This window comes from Nostoc sp. ChiQUE01b, from assembly GCF_034531255.1.
Lineage (GTDB): Bacteria > Cyanobacteriota > Cyanobacteriia > Cyanobacteriales > Nostocaceae > Nostoc.
Window position 1 is genome coordinate 52,966 of record NZ_JAVRBM010000035.1, and the last position, 24,131, is coordinate 77,096.

Below are 24,131 nucleotides of genomic sequence, written 5' to 3' on the forward strand. Positions count from 1 at the left end.
AACGTGCAAGCCATACTTTTAAGCCGCGAAGAAGTTGCACGACGTGCGAAAGAACTATATGAAAACAGCATTCGTCAACAAGTAGAGCAAGAAGAAAACATCGGTAAGATGGTGATTATTGATATAGAAACAGGTGAATATGCAGTTGACAAAATAGGTATAGAATCAGCACGATATTTACGTAACAAACACCCATTTGCTCGACTATATGGTATTCGCATTGGTTACAAAGTTGCTGTTTCTTTCTGTGGTTTTCTGGAGCGTGATTCGCAGTGATTTCTGGTATTGTCAAGGATGCACACGCAACCGTTAATGTACAATTTCGACTGCCAAATCTACCAGATTTTACTATTGAATTTGTTATAGACACAGGTTTTACAGATTACCTTTGTCTACCACCAGAAGCAGTTGTTTTATTGGGTTTACCTTTACTGTATGAGCACCTGCAAATCTAGCGAGACGCTATCGCGAACGCTGCACCACGTTAAGGCATCTCTACAAGGATTCTGGATAACGTATATTTTTTAATTTCACCAGATATTTAATAACCTTTCGCAAGATATTTGATGCAGAGACACGATTTTACCCGCATCTCTACAATGTATTTTCATAAGTTTTATTCTGCGTTCACAAATTCCAAATATCCATTGCTAAGTTCTTTCACTGCTAAATCATAAAATTGCTTACCATGTTCTGGTGTTGCTAAAGCTGGATTTGATCCCATGCGTCCATCTGGATAACGCACTCGAAAGTCAGCAGCGCTATAAATCCTATGTCCGCTTGCAACTTCTGGTGAAAGGGGTGCTTGCTTAATCGCTTCTGGATAAACGTATTGAGTTAGGGCGACTTCGCTTGGCGTTGCATGAGAACCTTCTTGATCCCCATATAATTCTTTAGCTAGCTTATATACAGAACCGCACATAAACCAGTTTGCCACTTGACATTGCACCTGTTGAGCATTGGCAATCTGCAAATCTTCCAAATGAGCATAAGTTTCTGAGAAAGCAGCTTTGAGGGTAGCAATATTACCACCGTGTCCGTTAATAAAGTAGAACTTGCTAAAACCAGCTTTGCTTAAACAAGTTACATAATCTCGCACTACTTGAATTAAAGTGCTGGGACGCAGACTGATTGAGCCAGGAAAAGCAGTATGGTGTAGTGCCATCCCTACATTGATTGTAGGGCCAACGATCGCACCAGTTGCATCACCCACACCGGCTGCGATCGCTTCTGCACAAATAGCATCAGTACCAATTAACCCTGTTGGCCCATGTTGTTCTGTGGAGCCAATAGGGAAAATAATCCCCTTTGACTGCTGTAAATAAGCTTCGACTTCTTGCCAAGTACTTAAATGCAGTAACATTGTTAATGATTTTCCTCAATAAAATTGCGGTGGGATCAAACCTTTTGCTGCTAAACAGCATATTCTGTAACTAAACTCCCACTAACATGATTATGAACTCTCTGAATTTTCTGTGCTGGTAATAGCACAAGATCCCCGACTTCGCAAAAGTTGTCGGGGATCTTTGTTTACTGCCAAATTTGGAGATAATCAGCGATCTATTTCTACTAATATTGTTTAGGCGACGGAGTTGCAACAAGTTTTGACAGAGATGGATATAAGCAATTTACTGATTCTGCTATTTTAGCCTACGATACTCGCTGCAAACCTTCCGATGATAGAAATCAAAATTGATTTATGAAATGTTGCTTTTCTGGATAATCAAGAAAAAAAGTTGATCAATTTTGATTTTTGACTACTCAAAGTAATAATGCTTCTTTACGTCCCTTGTAATTTCCCATGTACAGGACATACCAGCGGGAAAAATCACTAAATCACCCTTACCCATTTGCACTGGTTCTCCGCCATCAGGAGTAACAAGTACGTCACCTTCCAAAAAATAGCAAGTTTCTTGAGAATCATAAGTCCAAGGGAATTTTGAAACTTCCTTTTTCCAAATTTCCCATTTAAATACACCTAATTCATTGAGATATTCTTGTCTGGGTTGATGCTCAATTTTAATTTCCATATTGTTTTTTACTAGTTATATTCAGCAGTAAGATTGAATATCCTCTCCACACTGATCTACTAGATAACACAAAGCGCGAAAACGCAAGTAGACAAGTTCGTTATAAAGGGGATTCAGCTTGCACATTGGCGGAATGTGTCCTATTTTGCGACCAAAAAGCATGAGATCACGCTCAAATGGACACTGGGCAGGAATTAATTTAGCAATAAATCTAGCTAATTTCCGATTCTGAATCTCAATTTTATCGAGCCATTTACGTAATGGTTGCAGTAAATCTAATTTGGTTTGAGCAAATTGCTTTTTACTACCTGCTTGATTCTTTTCTTCTAAAGGTTTAATAAAAGCAGGCAGAAAAATACGCTGATTCTGTGTTTTAAGCATAGTTTTAGGCAAGGTTTTCCTTGTGAATATGAACTATTTGCCGATTGAGAATATCACCATGTAATATGTTTAGTCAATTTGCACTGTGCTTGTAGATTAAGAAGCAAAGTAAGCATAATGCAAACAATTTACATGCATCTTTGGGAAGAGAAATGGTTTAACTAATTGTTATTTAAGCCCACCAAATCATGAAGAACTGTCCCGTTAAATACAAAATAACAAAGAAAATATAAAAATGGCATTTCTTTAACTTATGGATTTCTAATCTTAAAAATAACAATCTTATATATTATATATAAATGCCTGGTTCGGAAACTGACTAGTATCTAGAGATGTAGTTTATGGTACACAAACACAGTTTTGTTCTGACTCAACATACATTTCGCTAGGATTAGCCCCTAATATCTTTCGATTTTAGGGTATTGAATATCCATAAAATTGTCTGATATGCTACACAAGCTAACCTAGATATTATCTAATAAGTAGCCATAAATCGATTGATAAGTCAAAACTAATGTAAGGACTTATACAAGAGCAAGGGGCACTTGTACTGAGTAATTCTACAGTTTTTATAATCAGCTTTGTGCAACTACTCACCGTGAGATTTTACCTTTAGCACAGCCTCTTGTAGAAAAGTATTGGTTATTCTCCTCAATCCTCACTCCCTGATGATGAAAAACTTATTATTTAAAATATCTTAACCCAGTATTAGCCTGATATTTGCTGATATATTCTACATTCTGTTGCTCTAATTTTGACAGCAATTTAGGTGGAAATGTCTTTGGTGAATATGTAGGACGATACCAAGGTTGGTTATTAAAGTAATTTTGCAATTCAATATTATCAAAACGGCGGCCATGAATGGCAAAAATCGAATTTCGCATAATATCTAGTTCAAAACCGCTTTTACCATTCAAATCTGCATCGGTTACAAGTCTTTGAGAAAGCCAGAAATAATTGTTGAGAGTCGTGGTATCAATTGGCGGTATTGATGTAGTCGAGGAAGGTGATTGAGTTGGAACAGATGGGGTAGTTGGTGTAAATTTGGGAGTTTCCACCACGGGGCTTGTAACATTTGACGGTGTTTCTGAAGGTAATACTGTTTTGTCTGCTGTAGATTGAGAAGATTTTGGTAACACTTGACTAATAATCACAGATGCACCAATTAACCCACCTGCAATCAAACTGCCCATGAGAATATTATTCTGACCATTGCTACTTTGAGAGCTAGGCTGTGGTTTAACAGGTGCTGTCTGAGGTGGCGGTGCAGAGACTACAGTTGGTTGAGTCAAGAGGGGTTGCGTTGGTGGAATTGGATTTGCTATGCTCTGCAAAGAATCTAGCATTGCTCTGGCTGTAGGGTAGCGATCGCGTGGATGATAAGCGATCGCCCGATCGATTACTCTTGCCATAATTGGGCTAACATGACTGGCATATTGCCGCCAGACAATTTCACCCGTTTGGGAATCGGTTTCTAGTTGTTGCGCTTGTTTACCAGTCAGCAAATAAATTACCGTCATTCCTAAACTGTATAAATCACTAGAATAAACTGGTCTACCTGCGGCTTGTTCGCTCGGCATATAGCCCGGTGTACCAATCACAATCGAACTGGTAGGATTGCCTTGAGAATTTACTACTGTTCCCATTGACTCCCGCACAGCACCAAAATCAATCAGCACTGGTTTAGCATCCCGATAACGCACAATAATGTTATCCGGCTTAATATCCCGGTGAACGATATGCTTAGAGTGAACGTAATCCAGGACTGGTAATAAATTCATGAATAATTCCTGAACAGCGCCTTCACTAAATAGCCCCTGCTTCTGGACTTTTGCGGTTAAGGTATCGCCTTCAACCCATTCTTGAACTAAGTAAAATTGTCCACCTGAAGAAAAGTAGGCATATAATGCCGGAATTTGGTCATTTGTGCCACCGAGTTCTTCTAAAATAGCTGCTTCGCGTTGAAACCTCTCTTGTACTAACTGGTAAATTTGGGGATTGTTGTGAATCGGTCTTAGTTGTTTAACCACACAACGGCGCTTTGAAGGCATATAGGTGTCTTCAGCTAGATAGGTTTCACCAAACCCACCAGCACCCAGTGTGCAGATAACTTGATAGCGATCATTCAACAGCTGTATTGTCATGGGAGATTACAAGCGATATTCATAAGATAGTTTTCCCCAAAACTAAGTAAGTCGGCGGAAAAATTTATAGTTATGTAACAAAAAGTTAAGGAGAATGGTTCGAGTAAAATTTAACACGTTCTGTAGTATAGTTTCCTCGCTCTCCCCTGGCTTGAATACCATTTATTACCCCATAGGCAAGGTCTAATTCATCGTCAAACACTTGTCCTGATAATTCATCTTTTTTGAGGTGCTGCCACTCCAATTCAATTGGATTCATTTCGGAGCAATATTTGGGCACAAAGAAAATGTACAACCCTATCTGTTCCCATTTAGACCATAACTGCTGTACCTATGAAGCACCGATGTATTGGTGACCTTAGTAGATATATTCTACGTATTTACTTATCTTCACATAGTTTGGTTTTTTTATGCCGACTTACTTATACATAATTGTAAGGGCACAATATATTCTGCCCCTACGCGTGTTGTCTATTCAATTGAAAAACGCTGTAATCCTTAGCCAGATGCAACCTAATTAATCTTAATTTCCGATTTTTTCTTGGCAATCTGAGCTTAAATCAAAACTTTGGCATTCTCTAGCTTCCGACAATTGTCTAACTGTATTATCAGGCTGATAACTTATCAAAGTTCCTGCAACCGCAGCTAGTGTAACAACAGTAGCTAGTCCCAACAAAGTAGTTCGTTTTTGAGGTTTGATTGTACTGATGAAATTCTCTATCCTAGTGGAACTACCAACAACCTCAGTTGGCCCAAGTGCTTTTAAAGCAACAGCTGCACTAGCATAGCGACGTTTTCGGTTGCGTTCCACCATTTTCATCAACCACCACCGGAAACGCGGACTGATTTGAGGAACTAATTGCTGGAAATTAAAGCGATAGTTATCATCAATTAATTTGCCAATCTCAACAGAACGGGTATTAGTAAGTAAGCAAATTAGTGTTGCTCCTAAACTATATAAATCTGATGCTTCTGTCAGAGAATGACCAAACTGTTCTTCTGGTGGCATAAAACCTGGAGTTCCTGCTATAAAGCTGCTCAGAGCTACTTTCGCACCCTGTATTCTAGCCAACCCAAAATCCACCAAGTAAGCATTTAGTTTTTCATCAACCAAAATATTCTCTGGCTTAATATCCCGATGAATAATTGGAGAAACTTGCTTTTGCAGATAAACCAAAATTTCTAAGATTGACAAAGCAATTTGCTTAATTTCTTCAGGATAAAAGCTGCGTTTTAATCCCAAGGATGGGGCATTTTTATATTCCTGTACCAGATAAAAAGCCCCTGGCATTTCAAAGGAATCTATATAGCGAGGAATGCGGGAATGATTGAGTTGTTGCAAGATTTCAATTTCGCGCTGATATGCTTTCACACCTGATAAATCAGCACCTGCACGAGCAAAACAAAACTCTTTAATTACTACCTGTTGATTAGAGTTGAGGATATTAGCTAGATAAGTAATCCGTCCCCCTTCTCGGTTGCGTCCTAGTTCGCTGATGACTTGATAGCCAAGTTCTGAAAAATCTGGATGGTGATTTAAGGGAATTACCCTTTTATCTCCATTACGCACATCAAGCTCCATTTTATGTACCATACGACTTTGATTCTGTCAAGGCGCAATTCAAAGATTAAGATCCACTCACCCAGATTGTTAGCCCCATTTTTACCTTGCTTGGGCTAATACATATCGGCAGAAAGGCGAAATTATTACCTTTGCGCTAGCCAATCGACAATCTGGGCATTGACAACATCTGGAACCTCATCGTGAGGACAATGACCGGCATTGGGAATGGGAACAATTTTGATATTTTTGCCATTCTCCCGCGCCTTTTCGTAAATCTTGGCCCCGGTAATTGGTGTCCAGGGATCGTCAGCACCCCAAATTACTAATAAAGGACATTCTACTTTCGGCAAAAGTTCCTCTGGACTGGGGCCAGGAGGAGCTGTGAGAATGGAGGCGAAGACTTGTTGCGCTCCTGCGTCGCAAGAGGGAGTATAAAGTAAATCAACTAATTCATCGGTGACGGCTGCACGGTTTCGGTAAATTTGGTAAAGAGTCCGGCGAATTTGGGCTTTTTGGCGGATGCGGTTAAAGACTAATTTACCTGTAATTTGCGATCGCACAAATCGATTAAAAGTTGCCATTACAATCCGTAGTGGCGGGTTCAATTCGTGGGGACGATGACTCAACCCACCCGCAGAGTTAATTAAAATACCGCCAGCAGCAATTTCTGGATGTTTTACCAGTACAATCAAGCTCAGAAGTGCGCCAATGGAGTTGCCAATAAATATAGCAGGTTCCTTGATGTGTGCTGTGCAAAAATCTTTCAGCAGTTCCACCCAAACTTCTACGCTGTAATCAATGGGCGCTTTATCGGAACCACCAAAACCTAAAAGGTCTATAGCAAATACTTGGTAGCTAGCATTAGCTAAGACTGGGATATTTTTGCGCCAGTGTCCAATGGAAGCACCAAAGCCGTGAACCAGTACTAAAGGGCGTCCTGTACCCATGACAGTGTACTGAATTTTGTAGCCCTGCCAAGTCCAAAAGAATTTCTCAAAGGCGTCTTGGGTTGTAAGCTGCTGTGTAATTATACTCATTATTAAGATTAATAAAGCTTTCTTTAAATATATTAATATTTTCTGAAGGCAAAGAGTTAGACTAAATCACCAAATACTTACATTCATTGCTTTAGAGCGATCGCCTTTTCAAAACGCTTAAACTCCTCTATTTACAACGCGCTCGCTATTCATAATCAGTCTAAATTAGTACAAAACCTCCTTCCAAAGACAGTAGAAAACTAACCGTACCATTACTAGTATTAAAGAGGTCAAGGTGGTCATGGAGTAGGGCGTTAGAGAAGTCCCTTAAATCACCACAAAACTCGATGAAAATCTCAGGAAACAAAATTCTCATCGAAATGATGGCAGAAACAATCGAAAACAAACAGGCGGCGGATTCAAACAACGAAGTGAACTTAGTTTCTGAGTTTGCAGAAAAAATTGCTGTCGTTACCGGAGCGGCGACTGGACTGGGAGAAGCGATCGCAGTCAAGTTATTTCAAATGGGAGCAAAAGTCGTGATTGCCGACATTGATGTAGACGGCGCACAGCTCGTTGCTAAACGTTTGGATGCTTCCGGCGATCGGGCGCACGTTATCGAAACCGATGTCCGCAATCATCAAGCAGTCGAAGAAATGGTAAAGCAAACAGTGAGTCGCTTTGGCGGACTGCATCTGGCTGTCAATAACGCTGGCATTACAGGTCCCCACAATGTCACCACTGCGGATTACGAAATCGATTGGTGGAATAATGTGATTGCTACCGATTTGAGCAGTGTATTTTTTGGATTGAAGTACGAAATTCCAACGATCATCCGCAGCGGCGGCGGTGCAATCGTCAATATGTCGTCAGCAAATGGCGTGGTCGGTGTCGCCGGCATCAGTCCATATACCGCCGCGAAACACGGAATTATTGGGTTGACGCGGGCGGCGGCGTTGGAATATGCAGACAAAGGGCTGCGAATCAACGCCATCGGCCCGGGTTATGTAGACACACCGAATATGCACAAAGTACCGGAGGAAGTGCGATCGCAGATGGCAGCCTCGCATCCGATGGGTCGCCTTGCACGCACTGAAGAAGTCGCGGATGTGGTGGCGTTCTTGCTGTCAAACAGAGCATCTTTCGTTACGGGCAGCTTCTACTTGATGGACGGAGGCTATACCGCTCGTTGAATGTTAACCATCTGTGTGCGCCAAAACAGCCAGCAGTTGATTAACCCATGAGCAGGTTTGCGATCGACAGTGCTTACTAAGAAGAGGTAGAGAGTAAGGAGTTTTTTCCACTATCTACCTCTTTGACAATAGTATTCAATGTAGAATGGAGCAAAATTTTCAATAGAATTACGGAATTGAGATGACATCGCTTGAAGTCATAATCATCAGGACACAAACTGACTGCGTTCACTGAACTTTTTGCTTGACCAACTCCAAGCAAGAAATCTTAAAAACAGCCAAATAATTAAAGCTATTAAGTAAGGAGATAAATTAAGATGAGCGAGAATAATAAACCACAACCCAAAACAAAAAAACAACCTCCTAATACAATAGGAAAACCACCTAAGACTGAATTTATTAACTCCGAGCAACAGTCCAAAACACCAAAATCATCAGATATTAATTGATCGGGAGTAATCCCAATACTACTGCGTTAAGAAAATTGGTAGATTGGGTTTCGTTCCTCAACCTAACCTACATCGAAATGATTTGTTAGGCTTAACCCAATACGGTTCAGATAAGCTTTTTTTTCTCCCCCTGCTTCCCCTGCATCCCCTGCTCCCCCTGCCTGCCTCAACGGATAAATTTCCTTAACTGAACCGTATTGAGGCTTAACCAAGCAGTATTGGGAGTAATCCCTAATTAATCCATACAGAAATTTCTGTGAGGGCAATTAAGAGATTGTCATGAAATAACTCAAGGCAACTTTTTTCAATTTATTTGGTAGCTGAATATAAATTTTAGCTTAAACTTATGATGCAAACCTCAAAAAAAATAGTCATTGAAGATATCTATTTTCAAGAGATCGAACTGACAGACACTGAAGCTCTATCTATTAATGGTGGTTCACCAACTTTACCACTGCCACCACCTAGTAGTAGATTTTTGTTATTTTCTTTTGACTGGGTAGCACTTAATCCCCAACCCTTACCTCCAAAAACCTCTTTTATCCCAACATTTTATTTATAAATACAAAACAAATTCTAGTGTAGAAACCAATAAGAAACTAGAAGTCTGACGGAAATATTCACTTGCTGCTAAATTTTGGGAACCATTGGTTTCCATTTTTTTCATCTCTAATTCCATTGCTTATTGATTCGATAAGGGCAAGCAAATAGTGAAACAAGTTTTGCCTGGCTGCGACTCAAATGAAAGCGTACCGTGATGGCGATTTTCTACAATCCGGCGAACGGTTTCTAAACCGAGTCCTGAACCATGCCCCACCGATTTAGTGGTGAAAAAAGGTTCAAAAATGCGGGTTTTTATTTCAGGTGGAATTCCACTGCCAGAATCGATAATGTCAATATGGGCATAGCGATCGCAATGGTGTGTTGTAATTTCCAGCAGTCCAAAACCCTCCATTGCATCAATGGCGTTGTCAATTAAGTTCGTCCATACTTGATTGAGTTCACTGCCATAGGCAAGAATTTTCGGAATATGTTGATCGTAATTGCGTTGCACTTGCACACCGCACTTGAGTTTATGAGCAAACAAGCGCAAGGTATCTTCTAAACCTTGATGTATATTAACTTCTTGCTGAGTGCCTTGATCGAGGTAAGAATAAGACTTCATCGCTTGCACAAGTTCGGAAATCCTCTCAGATCCTCGCAAACCATGTTTAATCATCGACATGACTTCAAAGGAAAGCGCTAGCCAATGCAATCCCATTTCTCGCAATTCCGTGTTGTCGTTGCGCCAACGCTCCATGAGTTGCTCTAGGGTTTCAACCTCAACACCACCTTCCGCTAAAGGTTCTGCTAATTTCCATGCTTGGTTTACACCATAGTCTTCTAACCATTCCAGCAATATGTCTTCGCGATCGCTTAGTGTCACCGGATCTAGGCGATTATTCAAAATCGCATCATAGCCTAGATCGCGTACTTTTAACCAGTGTTGAGTATGGGTTTCGTCAACATTGCGTTGCCCATAAACTAAGTTCATTCGTTGTAACTCTAAAATGGCGGCTGGCATTTCTTTTAAAGTCCGAACCAGGGCTGCGGCTGGGTTGTTGAGTTCATGAGCTAGACCTGCGGCAAGTGTTCCTAAAGCTGCCATCTTTTCCCGCCCACGAATGAAAGACTCTAGCCCCCGGACACGACTTTGCATAATTCGGAAGACCATTCGCTCAAAATCACGACATTCATGCAGCAGTTTGCGGAAGTCTTCTCCTTTCATTTCATAGAGGTGGCAATTTGTCAATGCCCGCATTGTCACAGGTGCAGGTTCATCTGTGAGTACTGGAATTTCACCAAAAAAGGATGGGGCTTCGTGTTGCCCTATGGGAATTTCAACTCCTTCACTGCGGCGGGTGATGTTGATTTTACCTTTGACTAAGATAAATAAGCGGCATACAGGGTCTCCCTCATGGGACAACACTTCTGTGGCAGAAAGTTCAACTGTTTGAGTGCGATCGCAAACCCACTGCAATCGCTCTTTGGGAAGTTGTTGAAATGGGTCTAAGTTAATTAATTCCTCAACACATAACATCAATTAACCTCCTTGAGGGAGCAGGGGGCAGGGGGCAGGGGGCAGGGAGCAGGGGGCAGGGGGAGCAGGGGGAGCAGGGGGAGCAGGAGGGCAGGGGGCAGGAGGGATTAAGAAGAAAGTAGGGTTATACAGCTAGCTGTGTTTCCCTATGGAGAATTATTGGCTTAAATAGTTGAAGAAGGCTTTAGTCTCAGTTTATCAGAATTTGCGGAAAACCCGATCCGCCTAGACGTTGGGGATGGATAGCGGTCTGATAGGTCAAAATTTATTAAACCCAGCAGAACGACGATAAAGTAACCAGATAAACAGGGGTGAACCCAGCAAGGCAGTGACGGAACCTACTGGTAGTTCTACTGCTCCTAGTCTAGAGAGTAAATCTGCAAAAGTGAGTAACCATGCACCTGCAAGGGCGGAAAGTGGTAAAACAAAGCGATGATCTGTACCAACAATCAGGCGGACACCGTGAGGAACAACAAGACCAACAAATCCAACCAAACCACTGATGCTGACTGCACCTGCGGCTAATAGAGTGGCGACACCACCAATTAATAGGCGCGATCGCGTCAACGAAAGCCCTAAACTTACAGCTAAATCATCTCCCAAAGCCAGTATGTTTAGCGATCGCGCCAACAAGCATCCCCCGATCAATGCAACGATGATATAAGGTGCAGGCGTAGCAATTTCTTGCCAACCCCGTCCATTCAGACTACCAACTAGGAAACTGAGCGCAATTTGAATTTGCCCATCTTCAGCTAAAAGCAGCAATGTACTTTGTACAGCACCAAATAAAGAACTCACCGCCACTCCGCCTAAAATCAACCGCTCAACAGAAATTCCCGGCCCCGAACGACCCAGTAAAATTACGATCGCAGCAGTTAAAATTGCTCCCATCCATGCTGCTAAAGGAATTGCGATCGGGAATATTTGGCAGACAATCATCAGAATTACAAATAGTCCCGCACCTGCTGAAATGCCCAAAATAAATGGATCGGCAAGACTATTACGTAACATTCCTTGCAGCAAAGCTCCTGACATTCCCAAAGCTGCGCCGACAATGATCGCAGCCGTAATGCGCGGCAGACGTAAATCCCAGAGAATTGTCAGTTTAACCGGATCGCCTTTGTGGAGAATGGCTTGCCAAAATTCCGACATATTTAAAGGTACTGCTCCTTGAGAAAGCGACAGTGCTAGTGTTACCACCAATGCTGTACCAAAGAGTAAAATAGCCCAAAATACGCGGTGTTCAGTAAAAATTGTTTGAAATGGTCTAGTCATAATAGCTTTAGAAAGGATGTGCTTACCACCTAGCAATTTTTCACTTTGTTCAGTGACGTTAGCTTTCAGTGAGTTACGGTGGTTTCTCGATTTTTGCGCTCTTGCTGCCTTTTCTTCACTTCCCTGACTTTGTATTCAATGACGGGCTTACCCTTAACATCCAGGAACATTTAACCTTGATTAAGTAATTGTATTTTGACTTGAATTTCAAGTTACAAAATAGAAAATGGTGTTGGGTACTGGAATTTTATGAATTTACCATTACGGACATTGGGAGTTGCACCAAATGCGTGGACAGTGAATGATGCGATCGCAGATATCACTCGTCCTCAAAAGACCCCACAACCCGTTATTTTATCAACAGAAACTAAAACCCTGCGCCTAGATTTGGCAAAAACTGCTATCCTCGTCATTGATATGCAAAACGACTTCTGTCACCCTGATGGCTGGTTAGCACACATCGGTGTAGACGTAACTCCAGCGCGTCAGCCTATTGAACCTTTGAACAACTTACTTCCAGAACTGCGTGAAGTTGGTGTTCCAGTCATTTGGGTAAATTGGGGGAATCGTCCCGACTTGCTCAATATTAGTGCTAGTTCGCGCCACGTCTATAATCCCACTGGGGAAGGTGTGGGATTGGGCGATCCACTACCAAGCAATGGTGCTAGAGTACTCATGGCAGGTAGTTGGGCTGCGGCAGTAGTAGACGAACTAGAACAGATTCCCGAAGATATTCGTGTGGATAAATATCGCATGAGTGGGTTTTGGGATACACCCTTAGATAGTATCTTGCGGAATTTGGGAAGGACAACATTATTTTTTGCTGGTGTAAATGCCGATCAATGTGTGCTAACTACCTTATGTGATGCCAACTTCTTAGGATATGACTGCGTGTTGGTTAAAGATTGCACGGCTACCACTTCTCCTGAATATTGTTGGCTGGCGACATTATATAATGTCAAACAATGCTTCGGTTTTGTCACTGACTCGCAAGGAATTTTAACAGCGCTGCAAAAGGGTGAGGAGTAGGAGAAACGCGATTAATCGCGTCTGTACAGGTGATTTTGTGATTTAGAGATACAACTAACAACTCAATATTCAGGACTCAGATTTTAGGAATTTTCATACCCATCGATAACTTCAGAGGGGATAAATAAATGTACGCTACTCGTTGTGTAATTCCGGTTATCAAATCTAGCAAAGATTACCAAGTATATCGCATCAGTCCCGACGCCTCTAATCGATTAGCAATTATCTTCGATTCGACAAATGCTAATACTTCTTTGACTTGCTGCATAGAAATTTTTGATGTTGGCGGACAAACACCCCCAAATCGCCATCAGTGGGCGGTGGAAATGTTTTTCGTCCTCAAAGGGGAAGGGATCGCTATATGTGATGGCAAGAGTGCCACGATCAAAGCTGGAGATAGTTTATTAGTGCCTCCCACTGGTACTCATTTGATTAAAAATACTGGTTCTACTCGCTTGTACACGTTGACTGTTATGATTCCCAATGAAGACTTTTCGGAATTGATTCGCAGTGGGATTCCGTCGGAGTTAGATGCAGAAGATATGGCAGTACTAGGGAGATTAGATGCTTTGATGCCTTGTTAAAATAATTCCTAATATAGGAATCATATTTGATTTTTGAAATTATCTATGTAGGTGGGAGTGGGGAGTAGGGAGTAAAGAATATGGAATCACACTTTTCGAGTTGAGGACGAGTTTTTTCAGAAATCAAATCATAGTTCTATACAGCAGTTTTCTTTTGCATGAAGTACAAAGCTACGGGTTTTGAGGCAGGAGACAAGAAGTAGAAACTCTTTATATCTGATGCGTGAGTCCTAGATTTTGTACCTCACCTACTTGCAAACTGCTGTATCTGTCGAGGCAAACAGTTCTTGAGCAGAGAAGTTCAATTATTGTACGATTGCCTTGTTGATCAAGTTGGCGATTCTCTCATGGGAGTGATGAAAAAGCGCTAAATTAGTGGATAAAGCTCAGTCTCCCGTAACCTAAAATGTTTCTTACCGTAGCAACTGATCCTATACCTTTATCACCTGATTCTGATGGCGTTGTGCGTGTTAGTAATACTCGTGTCACCCTTGATACTGTGGTCGCTGCCTTCTTGGAGGGTGTTACAGCAGAAGAGATTGTCGAGCAATATCCATCTCTTCAGCTTGCAGATGTGTACTTGGTGATTGGCTACTACCTGCGACGGAAAACTGAAGTTGATGCTTATCTAAAAATTCGACAGGATCGTGGCATCGAAGTTCGTCAAGAAAATGAGCGTCGTTTCAATCCAATTGGCATACGCGAACGGCTGATGGCAAGACTTACCCACCAAGGGCAGAGTTGAAATGCTGCGCCTTTTAGCAGACGAGAACTTTAACAACCAAATTGTTCGGGGTATTCTTCGACGAAAATCTGAGATTGATATTGTTAGAGTTCAGGATGTAGGTTTGTCCAAAACCGATGATCGAGTCATTTTAGAATGGGCGGCGCAACAGGGTCGGGTTCTATTAACTCATGATGTAGAAACAATAACTCGATATGCTTACGAGCGTGTACAGGCAGGGTTAGAAATGCCAGGGGTATTTGAGATTAGTCGCAGCGTCTCAGTGGGATTGGCGATCAAAGATATCTTGTTAATCGCGGAGGGAAGTTTTGAGGGCGAATGGGAAGGACAAGTGCAATATCTCCCTCTCCGTTAAAGTCTCAGCGCAGTCTAACAATTTCAAGATTTCCCAGGCTTGTTGATGAAGTTGGCGATCGCCATAAAACTGAATAGGTAAATTTAGAGCATTTTTGAGAGATTGCTTTGTCTCAATGTCCACCAAGTTCATATTCCAGACAGGTCTAATTACTGTCTTTTTAAAATAATTTGTTTAACAACGCCAACAAAGCGTTCCATGTCAGCGTGGGTAATGGCTCCCATTGTTGATACTCTAAAGATAGATTGAGCTAAATTTCCCTGTCCAGAATAAATGATATAATCTCGTGCTTTCAGTTGGTCGTGAAATTCTTCATAGCTGAAACCGTCTGGTAAATAGTAGGCATTCAAGACAACGGATGAACTGCCAAGAGGAAGTAGGGGTTTAATTCCGATTGAGGCTAATCCGTCTCTGACTAAGCTGGCAAGTTGTTTGTAATGGCTGTATCTGGTACGCCAACCTCCGGCTTCTGCCATTTCTTGCAAAGCTTCTGTTAAAGCATAAAATGTCTGTACTGATTGCGTAAAAGGTGTGCCACCTCGGTCTTGTTGCTGGCAATAGTTTGCTAAATCTAAATATAAGCTGCGGGGGATGGTGTCTACTGACGGCAGTGCATCCCGTTGCAGGATGACAAAGGACACTCCGGGAACACCATGCAGACATTTATTCGCTGTTGCAGCGCAAGCAGTGATTCCCCAATCTGCAAAATTTAGTTCCTCAGCACCAAAGCTGCTGACTGCATCTACTAATAGTTTGATACCGCGTTCTTGGCAAATTGGTGCAAGTTCCGCTAAATTATTTAGGCGACCGGTAGTAGTTTCGTGATGGACAACAGCAAGGTGGGTGATGTCGCCGTTTTCATCCAGGAGTTTGACTAAAGCCTTGATATCTATTTCGGCATTCCAAGCATGGGAAAGTGTGATGTAATCAATGCCGTGGATTTTGGCAATTTTGGAAAGTCGTTCGCCATATACACCGTTTTCAATTACCAGCAATTTCCCATCACTTGGGACTAAACTGCTGATCATCGCTTCCATTGCGGCGGTACCAGAACCCGTAAGGAGAACTGCTGCCCAGCGAACGCTTCCAAGACCATAAACTTGAAGTAGCTGTTCGCGGATTCTGCTTTGAAGTTGAGAAAATTCTACCTCACGGTGACACAAATCGGGACGCAACAGGGCATTTCTGACGCGATCGCTCAAATTGACAGGGCCGGGATTTAGTAAAATCATTGGGAAATGGTGGTTGATGTCAGATCGATGAAAACTAGGAGTTAGGTGATTGATACCGAGCTTTTATCCTTAATCAAGTTTATGTAATACAACCCTCCCAGTAACCCCAAAAATCTAGATGCGCGACGTTACAACTAAGTTTATTTTGAGCAATCATCTCTTGTTTTTTAAGCAACCAGGTGTTTAGCTCATCTTGTAAAGTTGCTTCTTCAATAATTTCTGGAATCGATTCTTCCATAAACCCTAAGATTAACTCAATCAAGACAGGATCGTTATTACTGATTTTCCACGAACTTTCTCCTTGTAATACCTTCATGCCAATACGGTTCATTGCCTCCCACATAGACGAACCGCAGTTAGGCCCCATCCCTCTGCCGAAGTATTGATGGCGCTGCATGTGCTGATGGTAGTATTTAATAAAGCATGAATCGTTGTCGGTTTGAGGAATAAAATTCATGCCAGTATAGTTAATAGTTGCGAGAAGCGGCAATTGATACTTTTTCAAACATTCGAGTAATGTCTGAAACTGGTTTTCGCTAAATAAATCGAATACTGCATTAGCGATAGCTAAGTCGAAAGTATTTAAGTCTATCAAATTCTCCAAATCCAAAATAGAGCCGACAATTTTGTGGATGGTAATTTGATGAAATTGATTTTTCAAGACTAATATTGAGTTTTGTAATTGTGACTCATATCCATTTTCCTGTGCCCAAACAATTAGTCTATCAAAGGCGATTTCTAAAAGTTCCTGATTTTGTTCGACCAAAAACCACTCCTGCTCTTGAGAAATTTTGCTAAAGTAGTAACGGCAGTTAGCTCCCGTACCCGCTCCCAAATCAAGAATTTTGAGATGCTTGTGCTTTTGCAGATATTCTTGGCAGCTTGTTTCCACATTTAAGTTACGCGCTTTAGCATCATAGGCAATACGAAGTTCTAGCCATTGAGCAAATTTTTGGTTTTGATTCATTAGTCTTTAGTTAAATGCTTGTAAAAAATCTCTATAAGTTTGCTCCCAAGAATTAAACGATAAATTAGCGATGCGAGCCAAAGCATTTGTTTGTAATTGATTAAGTTCATTACGATTTGTAAGCAGCCTTGAGAGCGCCATAAAAAATTGTTCCTGCTTGCCTAACTCAATCAGTATGCCATTGACTCCATCTTCAATCCAGTCACCAATTGCTCCAGTTACATAAGCTAATACTGGTAGCCCGTAAGCAACTGCTTCCGCAGTAGCCATTGAATAACTCTCATAGGTAGATGCGGAGATATAGAGATCGGATTGGGACAACAACTCCAACATAGTTTTTTGAGGAAGACGACCATGAACAATGACGGCATCTTGTAATCTCGCACGCTTGATTAACGCCAGAGTTTTATCTTTGTAGTCTTGTTGTTCGCAGTCGCCAATCAAATGCAGCCTAAAATTCTTTGTTTCCATCTGGGCTAACATTTCTACTAATTCAAGTTGGCCTTTACGTCGATAGAAGGTTCCTATGCTAATTAGATTTATCTGCTCATTTTGCGATCGCTCTTTAAAATTAGGCAGGCAAGTTTGAGCCTTATCGATACCTGGTGATGCTACTACGATTTTGTCTGTTTCGATGCCACCACTTAAGATATAATTCCGCAATTGGAAACTAGGAACGATAATACCCTTCATGGCTTTTAACCACTGGGCTTCATCACTCCAGAGCGCTTTCTTTTCCTCAGTTGAGTAGTAGGTATTCAATGACTCCAGATGGTGGAGCATCAGGTAAGTTCGTTCAGCATAGGGAAGAAATTCTTTTAAGGATGCATTGAACTCAGGGATTGTCAAGTAGAGCGCATCAATCACAAGGATGCAATTAGAGGGCAAAGCACTCAATTGTTCAATCAGCCCAGAAACAGATCCATTTAAGGGATAAAAAAAATTCTCTCCTTTGCCTTCCTGCTCCAAGCGCTTGACAATTTCTACATTGTAGAGTGAGCCTCCTGAGATGAAATCTAATTTCGGCTGAATAAAATAGATCATGTTTGGTTTATACCTCGGCTTCATAGCTTCCCCAAGCTATATGGCTTTCCTCTAAGGTGATTTTGAGAGAGCCTTTGAAAAAAGAGCTTACCTGTTTGCTAATTTGTTGGTGAATATAATAACCCATGTATTCCGTGGTTGTATTTATCCCCTTAAATTGTTCAAGAGTATCCAGATTTTGGTAATTTAACGGTTCTAGCACTTCTTTGAGAATTGCGATCGCCTGACCGATATCAATCACTAAGCCATCTTTATCCAATGATGGTACTTTAAATTCAGCTGTGATTATATAGGTTGCTCCGTGCAGCTTTTGAGCGGGGCCAAAAATTTCCCCTTGGAAGCTGTGGGCAATCATGATATGGTCTTTTACTGCAACAGAAAACATAATTATGGTGTTGTATTACTAGTTTTGTTTCTAAAGCTTAACGTGCTGACCTGCACGCAAAGATTCCAGAGGATAAATTGTGTCAGCCCAGACTATACCTTGACGCTGCCAACAAAGGATAGCTGAACGCAGATAGATAATAGAGAGCATGAATTGTCCAATGGGCATTAGTAAGATGGGGAGTAGCTCAAGTTTGAGTCTGATCCACCTAATCAGTGCGTAAAGGACTAATGATAAATACGCAACCAAGCCTAGAATCCATAAATAAGGAATGTCACGATCTAAAAAAGCAATTCCCCAGCCGATAATCAGCAGCCAAATACTCAAAGCACTGAGGATGATTTTTGAATAACGAAACTGAGCCATTAGGCCAAATAAATGTTTTTCCAGACCACGCACCATTGCAGGTAAAGATTTGTACCAAGTCAATCCAATCTCATCCTTGGCAAATATCAGCTTTGCCTTACCGCCAGCTCGATTGATCATCAGACCCAAGCCCAAGTCATTGCAGATTTCCATCCGCAACCAGTTGAAGCCTTCAGTGCGGTCAAAAACTGATTTGCGAACCAGGGCAAACGCTCCAGTCCCAGGATATCTGTCTGAACCTGGTTTGCCAATATCAGCAGCTTTGAGCTGAAGTAAACAGACTATATCTAAGGCAGCATTTAAGACCTGTTGCCAGAAAGACTGCTGGTAGTGTTTATGAAGGATAGACAGGTGATCGATTTGCTGTTCAATACATAACGCCACAACCTTGCGTAAGCTACCAGGCTGGAAGTCAATCGCTGCGTCAGTCAAAAGCATCCACTCACCGCTAACCTTCTGGGTAGCAATGTGCATAGCGTGAACTTGACCAAGCCATCCTGCTGGTAAACTATTTATGTGTATTGGCAAAATGCGGGAATCCTGAGCCGCCATCTTGTCAATGATGCTTCCCGTCTCATCAGTTGAGCGATCGTTGATTAAAATCAATTCTATGTTGGGATAGTCCTGCGTTAGCAGCGTTGTGACTGCTTGCTCAACCATCTCAGCTTCGTTACGGGCGGGAATAACCACACTGAGCTTTGGCCAGTACTGGGGTTCTTGAGGTGTGAACTGTTTGAGCAGAGGAATTGACATGAAATGGTAAAGCGCCCTGAAATAGGTAAAACACCACGCTAGGCACGCAATTACTGCCCAGATTGCTAGAATCCAATCTACTACGCTCATTGTTTTGAGGCCGTAGCTCTGGACAATCATGATGTGGTCTTTTACTCCAACAGAAAACATAATTTTTAATACTTAATTAACGGCGAAACTGGCTGCACTTGACGCTGATATAACAGTGACATAAATTTGGGCAAGTCTTTAAAATCAATCACAGGTTCCAAGAGGATATCTACAGCTGCATCTGCAAGCAAGCGCAAAACCCGTTCTTTGCGCTGGCGATAGTCAATTAAGTTTCGCATCGGTTTGGCGATCGCCGAAACTTGAGAAGCGATAATTTGTTTGCGCTGGTAATGAAAGGAACCACCCAATTGCAAAGAAACTGATTGTGTTCCGTACCAACTCAGTTCGATACAGCGACCTTCAAAAGCCAGAGCATTAATCGCACTTTGAAGTCCAGAAGAAGAAGCGCTGGTATGAAAAACGATATTGTAATCGCCTTCTTGATAATCGGTTGCTAAACGGGAATTTTGTAGCCAAGGTAGTTGTTCTAGGTATTGAATTCGCTGCTTATCTTGTTCTAAAAAGTCTGCTCCAATACCATACTCTTTGCTGAGAACAAAGCTAATCAGAATACCGATAATGCCTGCACCAACAATTAAAATGCGATCGCCCTGACTAACTTCAGCATCCCAGACCGCATTCAGGGCTGTTTCCGTGTTGGGAATTAAAGTCGCCCGCTTGCTAGGTAGCCAATCTGGCAACTCTAAAGCATCAGAACTCTCGACAACAACTCTCGATTGGTGGGGATGCATGACAAAAAATCGTTTCCCCTGGTTGTCACCTTCATCAGCTTGACCAACAAGACTGTAACCGTATTTTAAAGGCAAGGCAAAACTGCCTTCCATATACCAACAGCGCATTGTTTCCCAGCACTCTTCGGGTACTTTTGCTAGACCTACCAGCCGTTCTGTACCCGGACTAATGCCACTGTAGAGCGTGTCCAAAAACAGAGGCTCTTTAAGGGACGGCGTGATTGAGGTTTCTCTAATTTCACCAAGGCTTGGAGAGACTAACCAGTAGGCATAAGCTTGAGAATTTGTAGACATCTTTAAAGCTGTTGTACATTTTAATTGCGTAGTCTTAACCGAGAGCACAAACAATTCATCTCTCTTTTCACTTCCTGATCAGCTTCAACGAGCCAATTAAATGCGTGACTGCTTATCTTGGAGCAATTCCACCAGAATTTCTCCATCGAGATCGAAGTGTTTCATTTTAAAGCGGAGTCCTTTGTCGATGGAGTCTATAACTGGAAGGGTGAAACTTGACCGTCCAGAACCCAATATCAAAGGACAAAAATGAAGATGCAGTAGTTCTATGCAATTAGCTTGCAAGAAATAGGATACGGTTTGTCCTCCACCTTCCAAAAAGATACTAGAAATGCCATTTTCGTATAAAACCTTTAAAACTTCGGAGGGAGCTAAAACAGGTCTTTCTTGAGAATCTTTTGTTGCAGATATAGGAAGCTGCAAAATTTTTTCTTTGGCTGTTTGTGGTAGTACTCGATGCTGTTTTCCTTGAGGACATAACACAATCACTTTTTCATGAAGCGCCATCATCTGCAAATCATCAACCTTCAAATCGTTTTGACCTTCTATAATCACAGGAGTTGGATGCTTGCCAGGCACTAAACGAACCGTTAACTTAGGGTTGTCAAGTGTTGCCGTTACTGCTCCTACCATGACGGCATCATGAAGGGCACGCAGACGATGGGCATGTTTCAAGTTAGCCTCGTTACTAAGCCACTGAGAGTTTCCATTGACTGCTGCAATTTTGCCGTCAAGAGATTGTGCCAAGTGAGCCATCACAAAAGGACGCTTTTCTAGGTAAGCTTCTCTTTGAGCAACTAAGAGTCTTATATATAAGGAAAAAGTTTGCCATCCATTGCTGCTCCACATTCCTTTAAAACATTGGGCATCTTGCACGATATCGCTTTTAAAAGGAGAGCCGCTTTTAAATACAATGGCAGATTGTACTTGAGAAAATAGTTGATTTGCAAAATTCAAGTTTTGACAAAAATCATTTGCAAAATCAACGATAATCAAGAAGTCACTTGTCGGAATATTGGGTATCTTTTTGTTAGAAAGTTTTTGGAAACTCCACGGACTTTTCGCATTCCCAAAAAAAGCCCAATATTCATGGAGTTGGGGAGTTTCATTTTTCATTACCTGCTTGCATTCTAGCAATGATGACCAAATATCTTCTAAATATTCATCAATTCTCAATGCATTTATTGCTATAGATTGTCGATGTTTTACTTCTAGAAGATGCCCCAGCTTCTTTGCCTTAGTCGTCAAATAATTTAGATTGTAGACATTGGGTTCAATCGCTAAGGGAATACGTTCTACTACCTCAATACCGTAGTTTTGTAAACGAGCAATTTTGCGAGGATTATTAGTAATTAAGCGAATTTGATTCATTCCTAAATCTTTAAGTATTTGCGCCGCCATGCTATAATCACGGAGGTCAGCAGAGAATCCCAGACGTTCATTTGCTTCGACTGTATCCAGTCCCAAATCTTGTAAAGAATAAGCTTTTACCTTATTCAACAGACCAATACCTCTTCCCTCTTGCGCCAAATAAATTATCACCCCTTGACCTGCGTTATCAATCATCTTCAGTGCTGTTTGCAACTGCGTTCCACAATCACAACGCAGAGAACCCAAGGCATCCCCTGTTAAGCATTCTGAGTGTATTCTCACCATTACCGAGTTGTCGAACTTTGTCGGTTCACCCTTGACGATCGCAACGTTTTCTGAGTTGTCCAGAGTATTACGGTAGCCATAAATTTTGAACTGACCAAATTCGCTGGGTAATTTAGCGATCGCTACAGTTTCTGCAAATGCACTTTCGGTAATTGGTTTTAGGTCGCTCATAATTTATAACAATATTTCGGTGTTGAGATTAACTAGCCGGAGCGCTACAATGTAATAGATTTATTGAACAACTAGTTTAACATCCTTTTAGCACTAGGATTTTAGTTTTTTTTGCACAATTATAATCAATTAAAAGTTACAGTTATGACATCCCCATCACCTAAAGACAAATATAACTCTAAATTGCAGATTGCCGATATAGGTTAAAAAAATCGTCAAAGTTTTGCTTATTACTCACATAAATGGGATAATGAAAATTTAACTTACCACTATAAAATTAAAAAACAGTGGATATTATTTAATAACCACTAATTTTATACAGACCTGATGATGACGATTTTGGATGCTCAAATTTACGGAACCGGGATTTAGTAAAATCATTTTGTCATTTGTCATTAATAAATTAAGAGTTTGTACTTTGAATTTATTAATTACGAATTACGAATTACCAATGTGTTTCATGAAGCGTTGTAAAACTGCTTCTGGGGTGAGGTTGGGTCGGGGTAGCTTTTCTAAAGTTCCAGGACGGATTTTTAAATGAGCGAATTTAGGTCTAGTGTTAGCATCTGCGGTAAATAAGGCATCCAAAAGGGCTGGGTCGTCTCCGGCTAATGTGACCCTGTAACCGCACGCTTCGGCAATTTTGGCAAAAGATATACCCGCAGAGACAGTGGCTTGTGCGCCTGTGGAATCGTGGACTTCATTATCTAAGAGAATATGAATTAAGTTAGCACCGCCATAAGTGCCGATGGTAGCAAAATTACCCATTCGCATTAATGCTGCCCCATCGCCATCAATCACTACTACCTTCAGGTCTGGACGTGCTAAAGATAGTCCCAATGCCATTGAGGAAGCACAGCCCATTGAGCCAACCATATAAAGATGATTGGCGCTGTCTTTACTGGCGAAGAGTTCCCGTCCCGTATATCCGGTGGTGGCAATTACTACAGTATTTTCTGGATCAATGAGTTCCACAATCCGAGCTAATGCTTCGCTGCGAGAAACGCGTTGTTCTTTGCGATCCCGAAAAAAGCTTTGCTGAATATGAGTGCTAGCACTATTTTCTCGTTCGGGGATAGAAGAACGGGTGAGTGCATGGGGTGCGATCGCTCCTTTACGCATAATTAAAGCATAAGGACAGCGTTCTTGTTGCATATAGGCTGTGGCTCTTTGCAGAATGGGTTCTATTTCTGCTGCATTTGTGGGAAAAAATTCCCAAGGTATGGTCATTGTTTGCAGCAATTTTTCTGTGATTTGCCCCATTAATTGATGTTGCGGTTCATCTTGCAATAGGCGATCGCCTCTTAAAGTACAAATCAGCAGCAGTGGAATCCGAAAGATATAAGTGAGGGAGGTTAGCGGGTTAACTGCATTACCCAAACCAGAGTTTTGCATCATCACCACAGCAGGTTTACCAGCAATTGCAGCTCCAGCTGCGATCGCTACAGCATCTCCCTCATTGGCTGCGGAGATATATCTAAGTTGAACCTCATTGATGACGTAGTTAATAAAAGGCGTGAGAAAAGAACAGGGTACGCCTGTGTACCACCCAAACCCAAGATTACGCGCAGCTTCTACAAATTCCTCTGCCTGGATCATAATTAAAAAATGGGGA

Annotated in this window: 26 protein-coding genes and 2 pseudogenes; 9 read left to right on the forward strand and 19 right to left on the reverse strand. The window is 41.6% G+C overall.

The genetic code is table 11. The features are described from left to right. Positions 1-3 precede the first annotated feature (3 nt). Positions 4-276 (forward strand): hypothetical protein, encoded by a 273-nt coding sequence (locus RMY63_RS22045; protein WP_322730757.1) that lies wholly within the window; start codon positions 4-6, stop codon positions 274-276. After that, positions 273-455: a hypothetical protein gene (locus tag RMY63_RS22050; RefSeq protein WP_322730758.1), complete on the forward strand. Its 183-nt coding sequence runs from the start codon at positions 273-275 to the stop codon at positions 453-455. The genes RMY63_RS22045 and RMY63_RS22050 overlap by 4 nt, the downstream gene beginning before the upstream one ends. A 161-nt stretch (positions 456-616) precedes the next feature. Here RMY63_RS22050 and RMY63_RS22055 read toward each other — a convergent pair whose 3' ends face one another. The 7 genes and pseudogenes from RMY63_RS22055 to RMY63_RS22085 all read right to left on the reverse strand — a co-directional run bounded on the left by RMY63_RS22055 (position 617) and on the right by RMY63_RS22085 (position 7,156). Then, the gene (locus RMY63_RS22055; protein WP_322730759.1) at positions 617-1,363 is read right to left on the reverse strand and encodes a creatininase family protein; all 747 of its coding nucleotides are present in this window, start codon (positions 1,361-1,363) and stop codon (positions 617-619) included. 394 nt (positions 1,364-1,757) lie between these two features. Continuing rightward, entirely contained in the window at positions 1,758-2,030 is a 273-nt protein-coding gene (locus RMY63_RS22060) for a cupin domain-containing protein (RefSeq protein WP_322730760.1), read from the reverse strand. A gap of 21 nt (positions 2,031-2,051) precedes the next feature. Beyond that, entirely contained in the window at positions 2,052-2,411 is a 360-nt protein-coding gene (locus RMY63_RS22065; RefSeq protein WP_322730761.1) for a Mo-dependent nitrogenase C-terminal domain-containing protein, read from the reverse strand. 683 nt (positions 2,412-3,094) lie between these two features. Next, positions 3,095-4,555 (reverse strand): protein kinase domain-containing protein, encoded by a 1,461-nt coding sequence (locus tag RMY63_RS22070; protein ID WP_322730762.1) that lies wholly within the window; start codon positions 4,553-4,555, stop codon positions 3,095-3,097. Positions 4,556-4,640: 85 nt separating this feature from the next. After that, a pseudogene (locus RMY63_RS22075) lies at positions 4,641-4,859 on the reverse strand (transposase); the annotation flags it as partial. 219 nt (positions 4,860-5,078) lie between these two features. Further along, a complete protein-coding gene (locus RMY63_RS22080) occupies positions 5,079-6,137 on the reverse strand; it encodes a serine/threonine-protein kinase (RefSeq protein ID WP_322730792.1) in 1,059 nt (352 codons plus the stop codon). Positions 6,138-6,262: 125 nt separating this feature from the next. Further along, positions 6,263-7,156: an alpha/beta fold hydrolase gene (locus RMY63_RS22085; RefSeq protein WP_322730764.1), complete on the reverse strand. Its 894-nt coding sequence runs from the start codon at positions 7,154-7,156 to the stop codon at positions 6,263-6,265. Positions 7,157-7,443: 287 nt separating this feature from the next. On the opposite strand from RMY63_RS22085, the gene RMY63_RS22090 reads away from it, so the two are divergent. After that, a complete protein-coding gene (locus tag RMY63_RS22090; protein ID WP_322730765.1) occupies positions 7,444-8,289 on the forward strand; it encodes an SDR family NAD(P)-dependent oxidoreductase in 846 nt (281 codons plus the stop codon). A gap of 317 nt (positions 8,290-8,606) precedes the next feature. Then, positions 8,607-8,738, forward strand: a complete 132-nt coding sequence (locus tag RMY63_RS22095; RefSeq protein ID WP_322730766.1) for a hypothetical protein — start codon at positions 8,607-8,609, stop codon at positions 8,736-8,738. Positions 8,739-8,800: 62 nt separating this feature from the next. Here RMY63_RS22095 and RMY63_RS22100 read toward each other — a convergent pair whose 3' ends face one another. Next, the gene (locus tag RMY63_RS22100) at positions 8,801-8,950 is read right to left on the reverse strand and encodes a hypothetical protein (protein ID WP_322730767.1); all 150 of its coding nucleotides are present in this window, start codon (positions 8,948-8,950) and stop codon (positions 8,801-8,803) included. Positions 8,951-9,084: 134 nt separating this feature from the next. Here RMY63_RS22100 and RMY63_RS22105 point away from each other — a divergent pair, with 134 nt between their 5' ends. Next, positions 9,085-9,300, forward strand: coding sequence for a hypothetical protein (locus tag RMY63_RS22105; RefSeq protein ID WP_322730768.1), 216 nt, complete (start codon positions 9,085-9,087; stop codon positions 9,298-9,300). 120 nt (positions 9,301-9,420) lie between these two features. Here the strand turns inward: RMY63_RS22105 and RMY63_RS22110 are convergent, their stop codons facing one another. Together RMY63_RS22110 and RMY63_RS22115 are read right to left on the reverse strand one after the other, a co-directional pair. Then, a complete protein-coding gene (locus RMY63_RS22110; protein ID WP_322730769.1) occupies positions 9,421-10,818 on the reverse strand; it encodes an ATP-binding protein in 1,398 nt (465 codons plus the stop codon). Positions 10,819-11,076: 258 nt separating this feature from the next. Then, the gene (locus RMY63_RS22115; RefSeq protein WP_322730770.1) at positions 11,077-12,093 is read right to left on the reverse strand and encodes an iron ABC transporter permease; all 1,017 of its coding nucleotides are present in this window, start codon (positions 12,091-12,093) and stop codon (positions 11,077-11,079) included. Positions 12,094-12,342: 249 nt separating this feature from the next. Here RMY63_RS22115 and RMY63_RS22120 point away from each other — a divergent pair, with 249 nt between their 5' ends. From RMY63_RS22120 to RMY63_RS22135, 4 genes are all read left to right on the forward strand, one after another. Beyond that, on the forward strand, positions 12,343-13,122 hold the full coding sequence (locus RMY63_RS22120) for a cysteine hydrolase family protein (RefSeq protein ID WP_322730771.1): 780 nt from the start codon (positions 12,343-12,345) through the stop codon (positions 13,120-13,122). A 128-nt stretch (positions 13,123-13,250) separates the two neighbouring features. Further along, positions 13,251-13,706 carry a cupin domain-containing protein gene (locus RMY63_RS22125; protein WP_322730772.1) on the forward strand — a complete coding sequence of 152 codons (456 nt, stop codon included), beginning with the start codon at positions 13,251-13,253 and terminating at the stop codon, positions 13,704-13,706. A 406-nt stretch (positions 13,707-14,112) separates the two neighbouring features. Further along, entirely contained in the window at positions 14,113-14,451 is a 339-nt protein-coding gene (locus RMY63_RS22130; RefSeq protein ID WP_322730773.1) for a DUF433 domain-containing protein, read from the forward strand. Between the two features lies 1 nt (position 14,452). Next, on the forward strand, positions 14,453-14,806 hold the full coding sequence (locus tag RMY63_RS22135) for a DUF5615 family PIN-like protein (RefSeq protein WP_322730774.1): 354 nt from the start codon (positions 14,453-14,455) through the stop codon (positions 14,804-14,806). A gap of 149 nt (positions 14,807-14,955) precedes the next feature. Here RMY63_RS22135 and RMY63_RS22140 read toward each other — a convergent pair whose 3' ends face one another. From RMY63_RS22140 to aepY, 9 genes and pseudogenes are all read right to left on the reverse strand, one after another. Next, entirely contained in the window at positions 14,956-16,038 is a 1,083-nt protein-coding gene (locus RMY63_RS22140) for a 2-aminoethylphosphonate aminotransferase (protein WP_322730775.1), read from the reverse strand. 79 nt (positions 16,039-16,117) lie between these two features. Then, positions 16,118-17,005 carry a hypothetical protein gene (locus tag RMY63_RS22145; RefSeq protein ID WP_322730776.1) on the reverse strand — a complete coding sequence of 296 codons (888 nt, stop codon included), beginning with the start codon at positions 17,003-17,005 and terminating at the stop codon, positions 16,118-16,120. 6 nt (positions 17,006-17,011) lie between these two features. Beyond that, entirely contained in the window at positions 17,012-18,049 is a 1,038-nt protein-coding gene (locus RMY63_RS22150) for a glycosyltransferase family 4 protein (RefSeq protein ID WP_322730777.1), read from the reverse strand. Positions 18,050-18,056: 7 nt separating this feature from the next. Then, entirely contained in the window at positions 18,057-18,434 is a 378-nt protein-coding gene (locus RMY63_RS22155) for a 6-carboxytetrahydropterin synthase (RefSeq protein WP_322730778.1), read from the reverse strand. Positions 18,435-18,464: 30 nt separating this feature from the next. Beyond that, positions 18,465-19,643 carry a glycosyltransferase gene (locus RMY63_RS22160; protein WP_322730779.1) on the reverse strand — a complete coding sequence of 393 codons (1,179 nt, stop codon included), beginning with the start codon at positions 19,641-19,643 and terminating at the stop codon, positions 18,465-18,467. 65 nt (positions 19,644-19,708) lie between these two features. Then, positions 19,709-20,689, reverse strand: a complete 981-nt coding sequence (locus RMY63_RS22165; RefSeq protein ID WP_322730780.1) for a zinc-binding alcohol dehydrogenase — start codon at positions 20,687-20,689, stop codon at positions 19,709-19,711. A gap of 96 nt (positions 20,690-20,785) precedes the next feature. Continuing rightward, positions 20,786-21,805: a RibD family protein gene (locus tag RMY63_RS22170; protein ID WP_322730793.1), complete on the reverse strand. Its 1,020-nt coding sequence runs from the start codon at positions 21,803-21,805 to the stop codon at positions 20,786-20,788. A gap of 95 nt (positions 21,806-21,900) precedes the next feature. Continuing rightward, positions 21,901-22,465 (reverse strand): annotated as a pseudogene (gene ribA / locus RMY63_RS22175) (GTP cyclohydrolase II); the annotation flags it as partial. Positions 22,466-22,954: 489 nt separating this feature from the next. Then, positions 22,955-24,115: a phosphonopyruvate decarboxylase gene (aepY, locus tag RMY63_RS22180; RefSeq protein ID WP_322730781.1), complete on the reverse strand. Its 1,161-nt coding sequence runs from the start codon at positions 24,113-24,115 to the stop codon at positions 22,955-22,957. Positions 24,116-24,131 lie beyond the last annotated feature (16 nt).

Bases quoted from the DNA above. Each gene is read 5' to 3' on its own strand.
- RMY63_RS22160 (WP_322730779.1), bottom strand. From the start codon at position 19,643: ATGAGCGTAGTAGATTGGATTCTAGCAATCTGGGCAGTAATTGCGTGC.
- RMY63_RS22115 (WP_322730770.1), bottom strand. From the start codon at position 12,093: ATGACTAGACCATTTCAAACAATTTTTACTGAACACCGCGTATTTTGG.
- RMY63_RS22140 (WP_322730775.1), bottom strand. From the start codon at position 16,038: ATGATTTTACTAAATCCCGGCCCTGTCAATTTGAGCGATCGCGTCAGA.
- RMY63_RS22150 (WP_322730777.1), bottom strand. From the start codon at position 18,049: ATGATCTATTTTATTCAGCCGAAATTAGATTTCATCTCAGGAGGCTCA.
- RMY63_RS22055 (WP_322730759.1), bottom strand. From the start codon at position 1,363: ATGTTACTGCATTTAAGTACTTGGCAAGAAGTCGAAGCTTATTTACAG.
- RMY63_RS22095 (WP_322730766.1), top strand. From the start codon at position 8,607: ATGAGCGAGAATAATAAACCACAACCCAAAACAAAAAAACAACCTCCT.
- RMY63_RS22165 (WP_322730780.1), bottom strand. From the start codon at position 20,689: ATGTCTACAAATTCTCAAGCTTATGCCTACTGGTTAGTCTCTCCAAGC.
- RMY63_RS22065 (WP_322730761.1), bottom strand. From the start codon at position 2,411: ATGCTTAAAACACAGAATCAGCGTATTTTTCTGCCTGCTTTTATTAAA.
- RMY63_RS22110 (WP_322730769.1), bottom strand. From the start codon at position 10,818: ATGTTATGTGTTGAGGAATTAATTAACTTAGACCCATTTCAACAACTT.
- RMY63_RS22105 (WP_322730768.1), top strand. From the start codon at position 9,085: ATGATGCAAACCTCAAAAAAAATAGTCATTGAAGATATCTATTTTCAA.
- RMY63_RS22060 (WP_322730760.1), bottom strand. From the start codon at position 2,030: ATGGAAATTAAAATTGAGCATCAACCCAGACAAGAATATCTCAATGAA.
- RMY63_RS22080 (WP_322730792.1), bottom strand. From the start codon at position 6,137: ATGGAGCTTGATGTGCGTAATGGAGATAAAAGGGTAATTCCCTTAAAT.
- RMY63_RS22170 (WP_322730793.1), bottom strand. From the start codon at position 21,805: ATGAAAAATGAAACTCCCCAACTCCATGAATATTGGGCTTTTTTTGGG.
- RMY63_RS22085 (WP_322730764.1), bottom strand. From the start codon at position 7,156: ATGAGTATAATTACACAGCAGCTTACAACCCAAGACGCCTTTGAGAAA.
- RMY63_RS22125 (WP_322730772.1), top strand. From the start codon at position 13,251: ATGTACGCTACTCGTTGTGTAATTCCGGTTATCAAATCTAGCAAAGAT.
- RMY63_RS22145 (WP_322730776.1), bottom strand. From the start codon at position 17,005: ATGAATCAAAACCAAAAATTTGCTCAATGGCTAGAACTTCGTATTGCC.
- RMY63_RS22135 (WP_322730774.1), top strand. From the start codon at position 14,453: ATGCTGCGCCTTTTAGCAGACGAGAACTTTAACAACCAAATTGTTCGG.
- RMY63_RS22130 (WP_322730773.1), top strand. From the start codon at position 14,113: ATGTTTCTTACCGTAGCAACTGATCCTATACCTTTATCACCTGATTCT.
- RMY63_RS22070 (WP_322730762.1), bottom strand. From the start codon at position 4,555: ATGACAATACAGCTGTTGAATGATCGCTATCAAGTTATCTGCACACTG.
- RMY63_RS22120 (WP_322730771.1), top strand. From the start codon at position 12,343: ATGAATTTACCATTACGGACATTGGGAGTTGCACCAAATGCGTGGACA.
- RMY63_RS22090 (WP_322730765.1), top strand. From the start codon at position 7,444: ATGAAAATCTCAGGAAACAAAATTCTCATCGAAATGATGGCAGAAACA.
- aepY (WP_322730781.1), bottom strand. From the start codon at position 24,115: ATGATCCAGGCAGAGGAATTTGTAGAAGCTGCGCGTAATCTTGGGTTT.
- RMY63_RS22155 (WP_322730778.1), bottom strand. From the start codon at position 18,434: ATGTTTTCTGTTGCAGTAAAAGACCATATCATGATTGCCCACAGCTTC.